This is a genomic window from Streptomyces deserti (assembly GCF_054782695.1).
In genome coordinates this window covers 232,012-249,535 of record NZ_BAAGRZ010000004.1, presented here as the reverse complement: position 1 = coordinate 249,535, position 17,524 = coordinate 232,012, and the positions used below count along the sequence as shown (strand labels likewise).

Below are 17,524 nucleotides of genomic sequence, written 5' to 3'. Positions count from 1 at the left end.
GGAGCAGCCGTCGTGAAAGCCGTCATGTGTGCCGTCGGGAGGAGTGCCGCCGGGATGGCCGCCCTGACCCGCCGCTCCGCAGCCCTGAGCGTCCTCCTCGCCGCCGCCCTCGCCCTCCTCGCGCCCACCGCCGCGCACGCCGACGGCATCCGCGCCCAGCAGTGGGCCCTGCAGGCCATGCACACTCAGGAGGCCTGGCGGACGACGAAGGGCGCGGGCGTCACCGTCGCCGTCCTGGACACCGGCGTCGACGCCGACCACCCCGACCTCGCCGGCAACGTCCTGACCGGCGCGGACCTGGTCGGCTTCGGCGCCGAGCCCGGCGACCGGGCCTGGGCCCGCCACGGCACCGCCATGGCCGGCATCATCGCCGGCCACGGACACGGCCCGGGCGGCGCCGACGGTGTCATGGGCATCGCCCCCGAGGCGAAGATCCTGCCCGTCCGCGTGATCCTGGAGGACGGCGACCGGTCCCGCGCCAAGGCCCGCAGCACCCGCGGCAACGCCCTCGCCGAGGGCATCCGCTGGGCCGCCGACCACGGCGCCGACGTCATCAATCTCTCCCTCGGCGACGACTCGGCCTCCGCGCACCCCGAACCCACCGAGGACGAGGCCATCCAGTACGCCCTGAGGAAGGGCGTGGTCGTCGTCGCCTCCGCCGGCAACGGCGGCGAGAAGGGCGACCACATCTCCTACCCCGCCGCCTACCCGGGCGTCATCGCCGCCACCGCCGTCGACAAGTACGGCACCCGCGCCGCCTTCTCCACCCGCCGCTGGTACGCCACGGTCAGCGCCCCCGGCGTCGACGTCGTCATCGCCGACCCCGACCGCAAGTACTACGAGGGCTGGGGCACCAGCGCCGCCGCCGCCTTCGTCTCCGGCGCCGCCGCCCTGGTCAAGGCGGCCCACCCGGACCTGACCCCCGCGCAGATCAAGAAGCTCCTGGAGGACACCGCCCGGGACGCCCCCACCGGGGGCCGCGACGACTCCCGCGGCTTCGGCTTCATCGACCCGGCCGCCGCCATCGAGGCCGCGGGCCGCCTCAAGCCGGAGGGCCTGCGCTCGGCGGCGTACGGCGAGCGCTACTTCGGCCCCGGCCCGGACCCCACCGGCTCCGACGGCGACACCGCCGACTGGGCGGCCCCCCTCGCGGGCAGCGTCGGCGGCGTCCTGCTGGTCGCCGCGGTGGTCCTGTGGCGCGGGCGCCGCGCATCGCACCAGTACGACGACCTTCAGTAGCCCGGTCCGCCGAGCCCGCTCAATCCGTCAGCGCGGCGTCCTCCCAGGTGTGCCGGTCGAGTGCACCCGTACCGATCATGTACGTCACGAACTCCGCGGCGTTGCGTGCCGCCAGTGGCTGGGCGGAGTCGGTCTTGCCCACCCCCCAGTCGGCGATCGCCTTGACCAGGATCCAGTCGACCTTGCCCTTCGCGGCGGCCGCGTAGCCACCCCCGCCCTCCATCTCCGCCGCGAACCCGTCCGGTTCCTGGTCGAGATACGCCCGGGCGACCGAGGGGTCGTTGCTCAGCACGCTGGAGGACAGCATGAGCTCGAAGTGCACCTGTCGCCGGTCGTCCCAGCCGACGTGGGCCGCACGCAGCCGGTCGAGCAGCAGATCGGACGGCGGCACCCGGTCCCCGCGCAGGATGGTCACCGTCTCCCCGTCGGGCCGCTGGGCCACCTTCACGTGGTCCATCAGGCGCAGCGGGCAGGACACCACGATGTCGCCCAGGCCGGACTTGTCCGGGCGCAGACCCCAGCACACCCCGACCATGACGAGGAAGTCCGGCTGCAGCCGTTCCAGTACGGCGGACACCACGAGTGCCGCCCCTCTCGTACCCCCGGACCCCTGCTCGCACTGGACGAGGTGGAGCTCCACCTCGCTGATGGCTCCCAGCCGGAAGACGGTGTGCCGGCCGAGGAAGACCGGCACGGCCCGCGTGTGGTTGACCTGTTCCACGGCGCGCAGGACGGCGTCGCGCTCCTCGTCGTTGACCACCAGTATCAGCAGCCGCGTCCGTCGGCCCATGTCCGTTCCCATCCGCCGGTACGGTTCCGCCGCCACCCGGCTCGCCCGAAGCTGCTGCCGTACGGCCGCCACGGCGACCGGCACCGTCATGAGGGACATCAGACTGGTCAGCCAGCCGATGGTCCGGGCACGCCCGGTCGCGGGCACGAGGTCGGGCGGGTCGTTCAGCAGCAGGCGCTGCGCCGCCCAGCGCAGGGCGTCCCCGTAGCCGGCCGGCCGGCCCGCGCAGTCGGCGGCTGCACAGGCCTCGCGCTCCCATCCGGCCACCATCCCGGCCATGACCAGGGTCACCACCGCCACCGCGCCGAGGTACCAGAAGAGAAAGGCCCCGGAGGCCACCCTGCTCTCGGCCGGATCCGGACCCCGCACCGCGGGCCGGATGAGGATCACCTCCACCTGCGCATCCCCGTCCCGGGCCGCGCCGGACGGGTGGCCGCGGCTGGAGTCCCAGCCGTCGGCGTGCGACCGCACGGCCTCCGTGGTGATGCCGCGCCGCAGGAGGACCAGGGACTCGGCGAGCCGCCCCCGGTCCACCCGCAGGCCCAGCCGCTCGGCTGCGGCACCGGCCCGCACGGCCACCAGGGTGTTCAGCCGCCCGATGGTCCGCCGCAGCAGTTCGTCGGCCCTGGCGACGTCCTCCTGGTGGAACAGCGGAACGCTCCAGTGGGCGCCGGTGAGGGACTCGGCGACGGCCCGGGCGTCACCCGCCCGGTGAAACAGACGCCACAGCTCCGCACCGGACACCGCCACCATGGCCGTCAGCCCGAGGGTGAGGTGCACGACCGCCCCCAGGACCAGCAGGAGGGCGGCGAGGTGCCCCGGCGGGAACGGCACCAGGCACACGGCCGCGAGCAGCGCGAGACCGGGCGGTCCGAGGAAGAGCAGCGTCTCCCAGCGCCGGTCGAGCAGGCGCAGGAGTGCCGGCCGGACCCCCGGCCCGAAAGGCCGGCGCGGTGCGAGCACGGGCGGTTCGAGCAGGGCGAAACCGTGGACGTCCTGCCAGACCAGGCGGCCCTCCCAAGCGGCGCTGTACAGGATCAGCGCCAGCGGTCCACGGAAGCGGGTGAGGCCCGAGATGCCCCGTCCCCGCACCAGGGCGAGCGCGGCTCTTCCCTGCGGGGAACGGCGTACGAGGCGCGCGGCCGCACGGCACTGCGCGAAGGTCGGTCGCCCGCGGTACGAGGCATCTGCCATCGCGACTGCTCCCCCCGCAGCACCGCAGTGGTCTGGGTCGCGCCTCATGATAGGGCCGCGGTCCCGCCCCAGCCGTGGCCGGACCGCTGCCGACGAGGAGGCCGGGGCACGGCTCAGCCGCTCACCCGGTGACGGACGCGGCGACGCCCCCTTCGGCGAACACCGACACCGCCGCCGTCGCCGCCGCCTCGATCAACGCGATTCCCGCCGCCTTCGTCGCGTTGCCGTTCGACAGCACCGCCACCAGCCGGTCACGGCCGTCGACCGTCACGCGCCCGACGCTGTTGACGTCCCACAGACCGGTGGTGCTGCGCGGCAGCCACCCGTTCTTCAGCGCGAACGACGACCCCACGGCCGACACCCCCCCAGTCCTGGTCGGCGGCGATCCGCCCCATCAGCCCTCGCAGATACGCCCGCGAGGCCTCGCTCAGCTCCCAGTCTTCCCCGAACACCTGCTGGAGCAGGACCAGTTGGTCGGCGGCCGTGGTCTGGGTGAGCCCCCACAGCATGCCGTCGCCGCCCTCGGTCCGCGTGAGCCCGAACCGCTCGTTCGCGGCGTCGAGCCCCGCCGCCTGCCCGATCGTCCGCCACAGGGCCGACGCGGAGGCGTTGTCGCTGTGCTCGATCATCGCGGCGGCGTCCGCCCGCTCCGCCGCGGTCGGCTGCCGTCCCGCGTCCTGCGCCTGGAGCAGCAGCGCCGCCAGGATGTCGACCTTGACGATGCTCGCCGTGTCGAAGACGCCGTCGCCGTACGCGGCCCTCTCGCCCGAGTCCAGGTCCAGCACCGCCACGGACACCTGCGCGCCGTGCGCGACCGGCACCGACTCCATGGCCGCGCCGAGCAACGCGTCACGGTCCACCGCCGGTTCCGCCGCAGGTCCCACCGCTGCCTCCTCACTCACCGAGGCCGAGGGCGAATCCAGCGGCGACACGAAGGTCGTCGGCGACGGCGACGCCGCCGACGATACGGCCCGCGCACCGGAGTGCGCCCGCGCCGTCACATACACCGTCCCCGCGGCCGTACCCCCCACGACGGCGACGACCGCGAGCACGCCGCACAGCAGCGACCGGCGCGGGGACGGGCGGACGCGGCGGCTCGGGGCGGCCGTGAAAGGGGCGCGGCAGGTGGCTCTGGAGGGCTCCATGCCCGCTGATGCTGGGGGAGGCGACTGTGCGGGCCGTTAGACGGACGTTAGAGGTGTGTCAGCGATCGCTGAGAAACCTGTGAAGGGCGTCACCGGCAGGTTTCCGGGCCCGCACAAGCACAGCAGCATCCGGCCGATAGGGTCGGTGACCGTGGCGAACAAGAACATTCCCGACTCCGGCTTCTCCGACGACGACGGTTCCGCCGACCCCCGGCTGAGCGCGGCGCTCGCCGCCTGGGCCGAGGACCGCACCGCCGTGGGCCCCGTCCTGGAGGCCCTCAAGGGCGCCCGGCTGCTCGTCCCCGTCGTGGCCGTGCTCGGTGAGGTCGAGGAGGACGAGAAGGGACTGCGCCGCGAGAAGACCAGCGAGATGGCCGTACCGACCCTGAAGGCGGGCCACCGCACCGCCCTCCCGGCCTTCACCTCCACCGACTCCCTGGCCCGCTGGGACCCGGAGGCCCGCCCCGTCGCCGTCCCCCTGCACCAGGCCCTGCAGGCCGCCGCGCACGAGAAGGCCGACACGATCGTGCTCGACCTGGCCGGCCCGGTCCCCTTCGAGCTGACCGGCCCCGCGCTGCTCGCACTCGCCGAGGGCCGCACGACCACCGACCCACTCGCCGACCCGGCCGTCGTCGAGGCCGTACGCGGCGCCGTGGCCGCCGAGCCCGCCGTCCTGCGCGCCCACCTCGGACCGGGCCGGGCCGACGGCACGCTCGCCCTCGTCCTCGATCCCGCCGCGGCCCCGGCCGAGGCCGCCCGCGCGGTCGCTCAGCGCCTCGCCGCCGACGAAACGCTCAGGGCCCGCCTGGTGCGCGGCCTCGACCTGGCGCTGCTGCCGGCCGGGACGACGCCACCGGGCGAGCCCTTGTACGTACGCGGCTGATCCCTCGCGGACCCCACCGCCGACCGGGGACCCGGCCGTGGACGGGCATGACGGGCCGGTCTAGCCGTAGATCGGGCCCGTGTACTTCTCCCCGGGCCCCTGACCCGGCTCGTCCGGGACGACCGACGCCTCGCGGAACGCCAGCTGCAGCGACTTCAGGCCGTCGCGCAGCGGCGCCGCGTGGAACGAGCTGATCTCGGTCGTGGACGCGTCCAGCAGACCGGCCAGCGCGTGGATCAGCTTGCGGGCCTCGTCCAGGTCCTTGTACTTGTCGCCCTCCTCGGTGAGACCGAGCTTCACGGCGGCGGCGCTCATCAGGTTGACGGCGACCGTCACGATCACCTCGACCGCCGGGACCTCGGCGATGTCGCGGGTCATGGCGTCGAAGTCGGGGTTGCCGGGCGTCTCGGGGGTGTCCGAGGGGGAGGTGTCACTCATGCCCCACACGATAGGTGCAGCCACGGGCGCCCTCGCCCGCGGGAGCCCGTGCACCACGGTTCGCGCCTGCCCGGGAGAGCTGCTAACCTTGTGTAACGACCGGTCGGACCCCTATGCCACACGGCAGGCGGCCCGGCCCACAAGTGGAGGCTTTCGAACTCCCACCTGGCCGCCCTCACGGGCGGCGGGTCACCGGTCAGGCGGTCCCGTCCAGCGACGGCGCTCCGCCCGAAGTCGCGCCCCGCGGTCACCGCGGCGGTGCTCCGGTAGTTCGAGGAGCCCCGCCTGTGATCGTCCGGGGCATTTTTTGTGCTTCGGCGCGGTTAGGTCTTACGAACACAGACGTTACGCGGCTGTCCGCCAGACCGTCGCGTGGTGCTACCGAGGAGGATCCATCAGCGCCGAGCCCCGCATCAACGACCGGATTCGCGTTCCCGAGGTGCGACTTGTCGGTCCCAGTGGCGAGCAGGTGGGCATCGTCCCCCTGGCCAAGGCACTGGAGCTTGCGCAGGAGTACGACCTGGACCTGGTCGAGGTCGCGGCGAACGCCCGTCCGCCCGTGTGCAAGCTCATGGACTACGGGAAGTTCAAATACGAGTCGGCCATGAAGGCCCGTGAGGCGCGCAAGAACCAGGCGCACACGGTCATCAAGGAGATGAAGCTCCGGCCGAAGATCGACCCGCACGACTATGACACCAAGAAGGGTCACGTCGTCCGGTTCCTCAAGCAGGGCGACAAGGTCAAGATCACGATCATGTTCCGTGGTCGCGAGCAGTCCCGGCCCGAGCTGGGCTACCGGCTGCTGCAGCGCCTCGCGGAGGACGTCCAGGACCTCGGTTTCGTGGAGTCGAACCCGAAGCAGGACGGCCGCAACATGATCATGGTCCTCGGTCCGCACAAGAAGAAGACCGAGGCGATGGCCGAGGCTCGCCAGGCGCAGGAGGCCCGCAAGGCCGAGGCGAAGGCCAACCCCGGCCGCTCGCAGAACGCCGCGGACGCCGAGGCGTCGGCCGAGGAGCCCGCCGAGGAGCGCGCCGAGGCGTGACCCCCGGGACGACAGTCCCAGGAAGCAACCGATACCAGCGACGCTCCACCGTGCCCGGTTCTCGCAACCGGGCACCGGAGCGCCACCGACGAGGAGAGAACGGCGCTATGCCGAAGAACAAGTCGCACAGCGGTGCCAGCAAGCGCTTCAAGATCACCGGCTCCGGCAAGGTGCTCCGCGAGCGTTCCGGCAAGCGCCACCTGCTCGAGCACAAGTCGTCCCGTGTGACGCGTCGCCTCACCGGCAACGCCGAGATGGCCCCGGGCGACGCCAAGAAGATCAAGAAGCTTCTCGGCAAGTGACACGGCGGCGCCCAGCGCTCCACGCGCACCGAGCGCCGTACGTACGTCAGGACCGGGACCCAATCGATTTCGGGCCGTGTGAGGACAACCACGGCCCCGCTACAAGGAGTTAACAAGTGGCACGCGTCAAGCGGGCAGTCAACGCCCACAAGAAGCGCCGGGCGATCCTCGAGCAGGCCTCCGGCTACCGCGGTCAGCGTTCGCGCCTGTACCGCAAGGCCAAGGAGCAGGTCACCCACTCGCTGGTCTACAACTACAACGACCGCAAGAAGCGCAAGGGTGACTTCCGCCAGCTGTGGATCCAGCGCATCAACGCCGCTGCCCGCGCCAACGGCATCACGTACAACCGCTTCATCCAGGGTCTGAAGGCCGCGAACGTCGAGGTCGACCGCAAGATCCTGGCCGAGCTGGCCGTCAACGACCCGAACGCGTTCGCCTCGCTCGTCGAGGTCGCGCAGAAGGCGCTGCCGGCGGACGTCAACGCGCCGAAGGCCGCCTGACGCTGCGCCGGCCTCAGGTCGACGTGACTGGACGGACCCGTGGGCTTCGCCTGCGGGTCCGTTGTTGTGCTGTGTGCGAGGTGCCGGTGGCTTCGGCACCGCCGGAATCCGCCGTCATGGCCGGTCGCCGTTGCGGCGGAGAACTAGTCGAGGTGAACCCCATGCCCCCCGCCACCCCCGAGCTCATCTCCCCCCGCTCCCCGCGTGTCTCCGCCGCGCGGCGGCTGGCCAAGCGGAACTTCCGGGGGAAGGAGCGGCTGTTCCTGGCCGAGGGGCCGCAGGCCGTGCGGGAGGCCGCCGGGCATCGGGCCCAGGGCACGGCCACCCTCGTCGAACTGTTCACCACCCTCGACGCCGCCGAGCGGTACGCCGACATCATCGGGGCGGCCCGGGACGCCGGCGCCCGGGTGCACCTCGCCTCCGAGCAGGTCATCGAGGACATCTCCACCACCGTCACCCCGCAGGGGCTCGTCGGGGTGTGCCGGTTCCTGGACACGCCGTTCGATCAGATCCTCACGGCCCGGCCCCGGCTGGTCGCCGTCCTCGCGCACGTCCGGGACCCCGGCAACGCCGGGACCGTGCTGCGCTGTGCCGACGCCGCCGGCGCCGAGGCCGTCGTCCTCACCGACGCCTCCGTCGACCTGTACAACCCCAAGGCCGTCCGCGCCTCCGTCGGCTCGCTGTTCCACCTGCCCGTCGCCGTCGGCGTACCCGTGGAACACGCGGTCGAAGGCCTCAAGGGCGCCGGTGTGCGCGTCCTCGCCGCCGACGGGGCGGGCGACCGCGACCTCGACGACGAGCTCGACAAGGGCACCATGGGCGGGCCGACCGCCTGGGTGTTCGGCAACGAGGCCTGGGGCCTCCCGGAGGAGACCCGCGCCCTCGCGGACGCCGTCGTACGCGTCCCCATCCACGGCAAGGCCGAGAGCCTGAACCTCGCCACCGCCGCCGCCGTATGTCTCTACGCGTCGGCGCGTGCACAGCGCGCCTCCGGAGGGTGCCGTTCCGTCACCGAGGGCTAAAGCCCTGCCGTCGCCTTCCCGCCTGCCCGGCCCTCCGGGCGGATGACGGGAATTCGACGACAGGGCCTAGTAGGGTGACCAGCTCGGGAACACCCACTGCGCGAGTCCGAGAGGTGGGGTACGGGGATGAGCGTCGGCACGAGCAGCGCACCGGGAGCACAGGACGCGTGGCGCCCGCCCGCGTCCCGGTCGCCCGGTGATCTCGCCGACCTCGGTCTCGACCCCGACGAACTGCCGGACGGGCTCGTCGTCGCCGACGAGCACGGGCGCGTCATCTGCTTCAACGCCGCCGCCGAGCGCATCACCGCCACCCCCGCCGCCGACGCCCTCGGACAGCGGCTGGAAAAGGCCCTGCCATTAGAGGACCTGGAGGGCCGGCGCTGGTGGCAGCTGACCGACCCCTACGGCGGGCTCGCCATCCGGGTCCGCCAGCCCGAGCGCAACCTGCTGCTCCCCGGCGGACGGGAAGTACTGGTGTCGGCACGGTACGTACGCACCCGCCCCACCGGCCCCGTCCGCCGCGTCGTCGTCACCCTGCGCGACACCGAGGCCCGGCGCCGCACCGAGCGCAGCCACGCCGAGCTGATCGCCACCGTCGCCCACGAGCTGCGCTCCCCGCTCACCTCCGTCAAGGGCTTCACGGCGACCCTGCTCGCCAAGTGGGAGAGGTTCACCGACGACCAGAAACGGCTGATGCTGGAGACCGTCGACGCCGACGCCGACCGGGTCACCCGGCTCATCGCCGAGCTGCTGGACATATCCCGGATCGACTCCGGCCGGCTGGAGGTGCGGCGCCAGCCCGTCGACATCGGGGCCGCGGTCGGACGGCACATCCAGGCGTACGTCGCCGCCGGTCAGCCCGCCGACCGGTTCCTGCTGCGCATCGAGCAGCCCCTGCCCATGCTGTGGGCCGACCCCGACAAGATCGACCAGGTGCTCAGCAACCTGCTCGAAAATGCCGTGCGGCACGGCGAGGGAACCGTCACCATTGACATCACGGCCACGGCGTCCCCGCGCGAAGGCGAGGACGCCGGCACGTCGGTCACGGTGAGCGACGAGGGGCCCGGCATTCCGGAGGAGTCCATGAACCGCGTCTTCACCCGCTTCTGGCGGGGCAGCAAGCGCGGCGGCACGGGCCTCGGGCTCTACATCGTCAAGGGCATCGTCGAGGCCCACGGCGGCACCATCACGGTCGGCCGCGCCCCCGGCGGCGGCGCCGAGTTCCGATTTACGTTGCCCGTGGCGGCACCGGCGTATCTCGCCTGAGGCCCCACGGGCGCATTCGCATACCTCCACCCCGTTAGACTCGGCCTTTGGCACCTTTGTGTCCCAAAAACCGTGACGATCTGTCCCAAACACGGTGACGAGTCGGTGACGGGGACCGTCAGCCAGCCAATCGGAAGCACGGGAAGAGATGTCGGCACCCAATAAGTCGTACGACCCTGTCGAGGTCGAGGCGTTGAAACCGGAAGAGATCGAGCGCATGCGGGACGAGGCGCTCGCCGCCTTCGCCGCCGCGGACTCCCTCGACGCGCTCCACGAGGCCAAGGTCGCCCACACCGGCCCCGCCTCCCCGCTGGCCCTCGCCAACCGCGAGATCGGCGCCCTGCCCCCGCACGCCAAGGCCGAGGCCGGCAAGCGCGTCGGCCAGGCCCGCGGTGCCGTGAACAAGGCGCTCGCGGCCCGCCAGGAAGAACTGGAGGCCGAGCGGGACGCCCGCGTGCTGGTCGAGGAGGCGGTGGACGTCACGCTGCCCTACGACCGGGTACCGGCGGGCGCCCGGCACCCGCTGACCACGATGATGGAGCGCGTCGCGGACGTCTTCGTGTCCATGGGGTACGAGGTCGCCGAGGGCCCCGAGGCCGAGGCGGAGTGGTTCAACTTCGACGCCCTGAACTTCACGCCCGACCACCCGGCGCGGCAGATGCAGGACACCTTCTTCGTCGACGGCCCCAAGGGCGACGACGGCGAGTCCGGGGTCATCCTGCGCACGCACACCTCGCCGGTGCAGGCCCGCGCCCTGCTCGACCGCGACCCCCCCGTCTACATCGTCTGCCCCGGCCGTGTGTTCCGCACCGACGAGCTGGACGCCACGCACACCCCGGTCTTCCACCAGATCGAGCTGCTCGCCGTGGACGAGGGCCTGACCATGGCCGACCTCAAGGGCACCCTGGACCACATGGTCCAGTCGCTGTTCGGCGAGGGCATGAAGACCCGGCTGCGGCCGAACTACTTCCCCTTCACCGAGCCGAGCGCCGAGATGGACATGCTCTGCTACGTCTGCAAGGGCGAGTCCGTCGGCAACCCCGACCGGCCCTGCCGCACCTGCTCCAGCGAGGGCTGGATCGAGCTCGGCGGCTGCGGCATGGTCAACCCGCGGGTGCTCACCGCCTGCGGCGTCGACCCGGAGAAGTACAGCGGCTTCGCCTTCGGGTTCGGCATCGAGCGGATGCTGATGTTCCGCCACAACGTCGAAGACATGCGAGACATGGTCGAGGGTGACGTCCGGTTCACCCGGCCGTTCGGGATGGAGATCTGATGCGGGTCCCGCTTTCCTGGCTGCGGGAGTACGTCGACCTGCCGGCGACGGAGACCGGCCGTGACGTGCAGGCCAAGCTCATTGCGGCCGGTCTGGAGGTCGAGACCGTCGAGCAGCTCGGCGCCGACCTGAAGGGCCCGCTCGTCGTGGGCCAGGTGCTGACCATCGAGGAGCTGGAGGGCTTCAAGAAGCCGATCCGCTTCTGCACCGTCGACGTCGGCCGGACTGGGGGCACCTCCCAGGCTTTCGGCACTGGGGGAGGCACGGGCGAGCCGCAGGAGATCGTCTGCGGCGCCCGCAACTTCGCCGTCGGCGACAAGGTCGTCGTGGCCCTCCCGGGCGCGGTCCTGCCGGGCGACTTCCAGATCGCCGAGCGCAAGACGTACGGCAGGATGTCGCGCGGCATGATCTGCTCCAGCGACGAGCTGAACATGGGCGACGACGGCAGCCACGGCATCATCGTGCTGCCGCCGGAGACCGAGGTCGGCAAGGACGCCATCGAGCTGCTGGAACTGGTCGACGAGGTCCTCGACATCGCCGTCACGCCCGACCGGGGCTACTGCCTGTCCCTGCGCGGTGTCGCCCGCGAGACCGCCATCGCCTACGGCCTGCCGCTGCGCGACCCGGCCCTGCTCGACGTGCCCGCCCCGAACGCGTTCGGCTACCCGGTGCGGATCTCCGACCCCGTCGGCTGCGACCGCTTCACCGCGCGCACGGTGACCGGCCTGAGCCCCGAGGCCCGCTCCCCGATCTGGCTGCAGCGCCGCCTGCAGAAGGCCGGCATGCGCCCGATCTCGCTCGCCGTCGACGTCACCAACTACGTGATGATGGAGCTCGGCCAGCCGCTGCACGCCTACGACCGCAAACTGGTCCAGGGCGCGATCGGCGTACGCCGGGCCGAGCCGGGCGAGAAGCTCACCACTCTCGACGGCGTCGTGCGCACGCTGGACGCCGAGGACCTGGTCATCACCGACGAGCGCGGCCCGATCGGCCTCGCGGGTGTCATGGGCGGCGCCGACACGGAGATCGCCGACCACGACGACGTCGAGAACGCCACGACGGATGTGGTCATCGAGGCGGCGCACTTCGACGCGGTGTCGATCGCGCGGACGGCCCGCCGTCACAAGCTGTCCTCCGAGGCGTCCCGCCGCTTCGAGCGCGGTGTCGACCCGCAGGCCGCCGCTGCCGCCGCCCAGCGGACGGTGGACCTGCTGGTGCTGCTGGCCGGGGGTACCGCCGAGGCCGGTGTCACCGAGGTGATCGCCCCGTCCGCGCCGCGCACCATCACCATCCCGGCCGACCACCCGGACAAGGTTGCGGGCGTGACGTACGGCCGCGAGACCGTCGTACGGCGTCTGCAGGAGATCGGCTGCGACGTCTACGGGCAGGACGAGCTGATCGTCACCGTGCCGTCCTGGCGGCCCGACCTCACCGACCCGAACGACCTGGCCGAAGAGGTCATCCGCCTGGAGGGCTACGAGAACCTGCCCTCCACGCTGCCCAAGCCGCCGGCCGGCCGGGGCCTGACCCACCGACAGCGGCTGCACCGCCGTGTCGGCCGTGCCCTGGCCGGGGCGGGCTACGTCGAGGCGCCGACCTACCCCTTCGTCAGCGAGCAGGTCTTCGACCAGCTCGGCCTGGAGGCCGACGACCCGGCCCGCCGGGTCGTGAGGCTCACCAACCCGCTCAGCGACGAGGAGCCGGCCCTCCGTACGTCCCTGCTGCCGGGCCTGCTGGGCGCCCTGCGGCGCAACGACGGGCGGGGCTCGCACGACCTGGCGCTGTTCGAGACCGGCCTGGTCTTCCACCCGCGCGAGGAGCAGAAGGCCGCCGTCCGGCTGCCCGTCGACCGGCGTCCCACCGACGAGGAGATCGCGGAGCTCAACTCCGCGCTGCCCGAGCAGCCGCGCCACGTCGCCGTCGTCCTCGCCGGCGCCCGCGAGCAGGCCGGCTGGTGGGGCAAGGGCCGTCCGGCCGACTGGGCCGACGCCGTCGAGGCGGCGCGTGTGGTCGCGCGGGAGGCCGGCGCCGAGCTGACCGTCCGCAAGGGGCAGTACGGGCCGTGGCACCCGGGGCGGTGCGCCGAGCTGGTGATCACGGCCGGCGGCGCGGAGCGCGTCATCGGCCACGCCGGTGAGCTGCACCCCCGCGCGGTCAAGGCACTGGGTCTGCCCGCGCGGACCTGCGCGATGGAACTGGACCTGGACGCCCTGGAGCAGGTGGGCGACGCCACCCCGCAGGCGCCGGGCATCTCGACGTTCCCGGTCGCCACGCAGGACGTCGCGCTCGTCGTCGACGCGTTCGTTCCGGCGGCGGATGTCGAGGCGGCGCTGCGTGAGGGGGCCGGTGAACTGCTGGAGTCCATCCGGCTGTTCGACGTGTACGAGAACGCCGAGCAGCTCGGTGAGGGACGAAAGTCGCTGGCGTACGCGCTGCGGTTCCGGGCGGCCGACCGGACGCTGACGGTGGATGAGGCGTCGGCGGCGAGGGATGCTGCGGTTGCCCTTGCGGGCGAGCGGACTGGGGCTGTGCTGCGGAGCTGAAGGCGCCCGAGTATTGAGGGCATGCGGTCGACAGAATCGGACCGGTCTTTCGAGGCCGGTCCGTCTGCGTTGTCAGGGCCTGCGCTGTGACACAGGCCCTGCCGCCGGCGGGCCGTCCGCCCCGCCACGGAGTGTCGGGCAGGCAGCTGGGCGGACGGCGGAAGCGGGCCGCCGCGTTGTACGAGGGGGAGCCGGCGGCCCGGCCGGCCTCTTGCGAGGCATTTCAGTCAACCGGCTGGAAACTCTGCGCGACAGCGCGCGCACCCTGCGGATTCGAGCACTCCGTTCACACCCCGTGTGAAGGCGGACCCACTACTCTGTCGGCACCGAGCCACCCGGGGGGCCCACATGCAGCCCAACACACTGCTCGACGCGATCCTGGACGAGGCGGGGATCTCGCACGCGGGACTGGCCGCGCACGTCAACCAGGCGGGCCGCAGACGCGGGCTCGCCCTCCGTTACGAACACACCGCCGTGGCGCGGTGGCTGAAGGGGCAGCGGCCCCGCGGCCAGGTGCCCGACCTGATCTGCGAGGTGCTCGCCGCCCGGCTGCAGCGGCCGGTGACGCTCGACGACATCGGCCTCGGTGTGCCCGGCGAACCGGCCGCCCCGCACACCGGCTCGCTGTCCGGGTTCGTCGAACGCGCCACCGCGCTGTGGCGCTCCGACCAGCAGCAGCGCCCGCACATCCTGGGCGCGCCCGCGCTCACCGGCACCCCCGCCGTGATGCCGGTGTGGGAGTGGGAGAACCCGCCGGAGGACGTCGACGTCTCCCGCGGTGGCCGGCACCGGGTCACCCCGGGCGACATCGAGATGCTGCGGGCCGCCCGTACGCACTACGAGCAGATGTACCGCAAGGCCGGCGGCATCGCGACCCGCGCCCGCATCGTCGGCTTCCTCAACGCCGAGGCCGCCCCGCTGCTGCGCGGCGGGTACACCGACGCCACCGGCCGTCAACTGCACCGGGCCACCGGCGGACTGGTGGCGATCGCCGGCATCTGCGCGTACGACTCCGACGCGCACGGGCTCGCCCAGCGCTACTTCCACCAGGCGCTGCGGCTGGCGAAGGCGAGCGGGGACCGGGGGCTCGGGGCGTACGTCATCGCGCTGCTGGTCAACCAGTCGCTGTTCATGCGGGAGTACCGGCAGGCCGTCGCCTTCGCGGAGGCCGCGCTGCGCGCCGCCGGCAAGCACATCACCCCCGCGCTCGCCTCCGACCTGTACGCGATGCAGGCCAAGGCGTACGCCCACCTCGGCGACGGCACGAGCGCCCTGTCCTGCATCCGGCGTGCCGAGCAGGCCGCCGAACGCATCCGGCGCGGCTACGAACCGGATGAGACCGGCTATGTCCAGCCCGGCCTGGTCAACGTCCAGGTGGCTGAGGCGCTGCTCAGCCTCGGCGAGATCGCGGCGGCGGGGGAGCACGCGGCGGCGGCCGTCGACAACCCGGCGCACGACCGGGGACGGGTGCACCGGCTCGCCATGCTCAGCACGATCGAGCTGCGGCAGGGCAACGCCGACAAGGCGGTGGCCATCGCGGTGCAGATGGCCGAACAGGCCCGGGGAATGGAGTCCCAGCGGCTGCGCGACAGACTGCGCGCGGTACGCGAGCACCTGGTGCGCAGCGGCTGCGCGGGCACCGCCGAGGCGGCCGAACTCATCGACGGGGCGCTGCGCGTACCGCTGTAAACCTCCACGAACCGGAGCGCACCGCGCCACGAGCGGCTTCCGGCGCTCCTGCTGTCAGACCGTCCCTGCTGCGATATTGCCCCTTACCCAGCGAAAGGTGGCAGAACCGTGCAGTGGACGAAACAGAACGAACAAACTGTGTACTCAAACCGCTGGTTCAAGGTCAATCTCGCGGATGTCGAGCTGCCGGACGGCCGGCATCTCGACCACTTCCTCATACGGCTGCGGCCCGTCGCCGTGGCCACGGTGGTGAACGAGGCCAATGAGGTCCTCCTGCTCTGGCGCCACCGTTTCATCACCGACAGCTGGGGGTGGGAACTCGCGGCCGGGGTGGTCGAGGACGGCGAGGACATCGCCGTCGCGGCCGCCAGGGAGCTCGAGGAGGAGACCGGCTGGCGGCCGGGACCTCTGCGCCACCTCATGAGCGTGGAGCCGTCCAACGGCCTCACCGACGCCCGGCACCACATCTACTGGGCCGACGAGGGGGAGTACGTCGGGCACCCCGTGGACGACTTCGAGTCGGACCGCCGGGAATGGGTCCCTCTCAAGCTCGTCCCCGACATGGTCGCCCGCGGGGAGGTCCCGGCCGCCAACATGGCGGCCGCGTTACTCCTGCTGCACCACCTCAGGCTCGGGCAGGACGCCTTGCCCTGATCCCCCCACCGCGTCCTGGCCGGGCCGGCGGTCTGCCGGCCGGGCTAGCGGCCGAGCGCCTGCCAGATCGCCACGACGAGCGCGCCCACGGCCGTGATGGCCGCGATCGAGGGCAGCGGCCAGCGGGCATGTTCCAGGGTGACGATCCGGGTGTTCAACTCGTCCAGTTCCTTGGCCGTCTCCTCGGTGCGATGGCTGAGCAGAGCCAGTCCGCCTTCGACGCGGGCGTAGGCCACGTCGAGGCGGCGTCGTAACTCTGCGAGTTCTCCATGGACGACGGGATGCTCGGGATCGGCGGTCACAAGTCCGCTCCTTTCCGTAGTCGTCTCACATCCCTTGCATGCGCATGCTGAGTCAACTCGCCTGGTGGGCGCGTGGGGAGAGTGTGTGAGTGGCATATGCGAGCCCGGCGCGCACACGGTGTGTGAATGCCGCGGGCCCGGCACCCTTTCCGGTGCCGGGCCCGTGAACTGGCCGAAATCTGACCGTGCGTAATCAGCCGTAGGTGTAGAAACCGGAGCCGGTCTTCCGGCCCAGCCGGCCCGCGTCGACCATGCGCTGGAGCAGCGGGGGAGCGGCGTACAGCGGCTCCTTGTACTCCTCGTACATCGACTGCGCGACCGAGGCGACGGTGTCCAGGCCGATGAGGTCGGACAGCTTCAGCGGGCCCATCGGGTGGGCGCAGCCCATCTCCATGCCGTTGTCGATGTCCTCGCGGCTGGCGATGCCCGTCTCGAACATCCGGATCGCGGAGAGCAGGTACGGGATCAGCAGCGCGTTGACCACGAACCCGGAGCGGTCCACGGCGCGGATGGAGTGCATGCCCAGCACCTTCTCGGTGAAGAGCTGCGCCCGGCTGATGGTGCCCTCGGAGGTGGTGAGGGCCGGGATCAGCTCGACGAGCTTCTGCACCGGGGCGGGGTTGAAGAAGTGGATGCCGATGACCTGGTCGGGCCGTGAGGTGGCGACCGCCAGCTTCACCAGCGGGATGGAGGAGGTGTTGGAGGCCAGGATGGCGTCCGGCCGGGTCACGACCTGGTCCAGCACCTGGAAGATCTCGGTCTTGACCTGCTCGTTCTCGACGACGGCCTCGATCACCAGGTCGCGGTCGGCGAACTCGCCGAGGTCGGTGGTGAAGCTGAGGCGGGCCTGGGTGGCCTCCCGCTCCGCCTCGGTGATCTTGCCGCGCTCGGCCGCCTTGGTCAGGGAGTTGAACAGCCGGGTGCGGCCGATCTCCAGGGCCTCGCCGGTGGTCTCGGCGACCATCACGTCCAGACCGGCCCGGGCGCACACCTCGGCGATCCCCGCGCCCATCTGACCGCAGCCCACCACTCCGACGCGTGCGATGTCTCCCGATGGGGTGTCCGTCACATCGTCCCTTTCGCTGCTGATCACGGTGGCAGGTCCGCCGTGTTCGGTGCCTGCTCCAAACCTGCACGTTACCTTCGGCGACTCCTGATCGATCAGCCGGGTGGCGCGTGGCAGGCTGGCGCGGGGCGAGCGAGGGCGGGATGATCCGCCACCAGGGCGGTTCCACGGCA

At 72.1% G+C, this 17,524-nt stretch carries 15 protein-coding genes and 1 pseudogene; 11 read left to right on the top strand and 5 right to left on the bottom strand.

Annotated features, from left to right (window positions below; translation table 11 throughout):
- Positions 1-54 precede the first annotated feature (54 nt).
- Positions 55-1,239, top strand: a complete 1,185-nt coding sequence (mycP, locus tag ACYVMZ_RS11375; RefSeq protein ID WP_461078269.1) for a type VII secretion-associated serine protease mycosin — start codon at positions 55-57, stop codon at positions 1,237-1,239.
- A gap of 19 nt (positions 1,240-1,258) precedes the next feature.
- On the opposite strand, the gene ACYVMZ_RS11370 is transcribed toward mycP, so the two are convergent.
- Together ACYVMZ_RS11370 and ACYVMZ_RS11365 are read right to left on the bottom strand one after the other, a co-directional pair.
- A complete protein-coding gene (locus ACYVMZ_RS11370; protein WP_461078267.1) occupies positions 1,259-3,223 on the bottom strand; it encodes a 5'-methylthioadenosine/S-adenosylhomocysteine nucleosidase family protein in 1,965 nt (654 codons plus the stop codon).
- A gap of 121 nt (positions 3,224-3,344) precedes the next feature.
- Positions 3,345-4,368 (bottom strand): annotated as a pseudogene (locus ACYVMZ_RS11365) (serine hydrolase).
- A 151-nt stretch (positions 4,369-4,519) separates the two neighbouring features.
- Between ACYVMZ_RS11365 and ACYVMZ_RS11360 the strand changes: the two are divergent.
- Positions 4,520-5,251, top strand: a complete 732-nt coding sequence (locus ACYVMZ_RS11360) for an SseB family protein (protein WP_461078265.1) — start codon at positions 4,520-4,522, stop codon at positions 5,249-5,251.
- A gap of 60 nt (positions 5,252-5,311) precedes the next feature.
- On the opposite strand, the gene ACYVMZ_RS11355 is transcribed toward ACYVMZ_RS11360, so the two are convergent.
- Positions 5,312-5,689: a DUF1844 domain-containing protein gene (locus tag ACYVMZ_RS11355; protein WP_461078263.1), complete on the bottom strand. Its 378-nt coding sequence runs from the start codon at positions 5,687-5,689 to the stop codon at positions 5,312-5,314.
- Positions 5,690-6,083: 394 nt separating this feature from the next.
- On the opposite strand from ACYVMZ_RS11355, the gene infC reads away from it, so the two are divergent.
- The 9 genes from infC to ACYVMZ_RS11310 all read left to right on the top strand — a co-directional run bounded on the left by infC (position 6,084) and on the right by ACYVMZ_RS11310 (position 15,983).
- Positions 6,084-6,734 carry a translation initiation factor IF-3 gene (infC, locus tag ACYVMZ_RS11350; protein ID WP_461078538.1) on the top strand — a complete coding sequence of 217 codons (651 nt, stop codon included), beginning with the start codon at positions 6,084-6,086 and terminating at the stop codon, positions 6,732-6,734.
- A gap of 107 nt (positions 6,735-6,841) precedes the next feature.
- Complete coding sequence (gene rpmI, locus ACYVMZ_RS11345) at positions 6,842-7,036, top strand: 50S ribosomal protein L35 (RefSeq protein ID WP_030577024.1); 195 nt, start codon at positions 6,842-6,844, stop codon at positions 7,034-7,036.
- A 116-nt stretch (positions 7,037-7,152) separates the two neighbouring features.
- On the top strand, positions 7,153-7,536 hold the full coding sequence (gene rplT / locus ACYVMZ_RS11340) for a 50S ribosomal protein L20 (protein WP_365675417.1): 384 nt from the start codon (positions 7,153-7,155) through the stop codon (positions 7,534-7,536).
- Positions 7,537-7,697: 161 nt separating this feature from the next.
- Positions 7,698-8,558: a TrmH family RNA methyltransferase gene (locus ACYVMZ_RS11335; RefSeq protein ID WP_461078260.1), complete on the top strand. Its 861-nt coding sequence runs from the start codon at positions 7,698-7,700 to the stop codon at positions 8,556-8,558.
- 126 nt (positions 8,559-8,684) lie between these two features.
- Positions 8,685-9,824 carry a sensor histidine kinase gene (locus ACYVMZ_RS11330; protein ID WP_461078258.1) on the top strand — a complete coding sequence of 380 codons (1,140 nt, stop codon included), beginning with the start codon at positions 8,685-8,687 and terminating at the stop codon, positions 9,822-9,824.
- A gap of 148 nt (positions 9,825-9,972) precedes the next feature.
- On the top strand, positions 9,973-11,097 hold the full coding sequence (gene pheS, locus ACYVMZ_RS11325; protein ID WP_461078256.1) for a phenylalanine--tRNA ligase subunit alpha: 1,125 nt from the start codon (positions 9,973-9,975) through the stop codon (positions 11,095-11,097).
- The gene (gene pheT / locus ACYVMZ_RS11320) at positions 11,097-13,640 is read left to right on the top strand and encodes a phenylalanine--tRNA ligase subunit beta (protein WP_461078254.1); all 2,544 of its coding nucleotides are present in this window, start codon (positions 11,097-11,099) and stop codon (positions 13,638-13,640) included. Before pheS ends, pheT begins: the two co-directional genes overlap by 1 nt.
- 348 nt (positions 13,641-13,988) lie before the next feature.
- Entirely contained in the window at positions 13,989-15,329 is a 1,341-nt protein-coding gene (locus tag ACYVMZ_RS11315) for a transcriptional regulator (protein WP_461078252.1), read from the top strand.
- Between the two features lie 108 nt (positions 15,330-15,437).
- Entirely contained in the window at positions 15,438-15,983 is a 546-nt protein-coding gene (locus tag ACYVMZ_RS11310; RefSeq protein WP_461078250.1) for an NUDIX hydrolase, read from the top strand.
- Between the two features lie 44 nt (positions 15,984-16,027).
- Here ACYVMZ_RS11310 and ACYVMZ_RS11305 read toward each other — a convergent pair whose 3' ends face one another.
- Together ACYVMZ_RS11305 and ACYVMZ_RS11300 are read right to left on the bottom strand one after the other, a co-directional pair.
- Positions 16,028-16,285, bottom strand: coding sequence for a hypothetical protein (locus tag ACYVMZ_RS11305; protein ID WP_461078248.1), 258 nt, complete (start codon positions 16,283-16,285; stop codon positions 16,028-16,030).
- Positions 16,286-16,478: 193 nt separating this feature from the next.
- Positions 16,479-17,354 (bottom strand): 3-hydroxybutyryl-CoA dehydrogenase, encoded by an 876-nt coding sequence (locus ACYVMZ_RS11300; RefSeq protein WP_461078246.1) that lies wholly within the window; start codon positions 17,352-17,354, stop codon positions 16,479-16,481.
- Between the last annotated feature and the right edge of the window lie 170 nt (positions 17,355-17,524).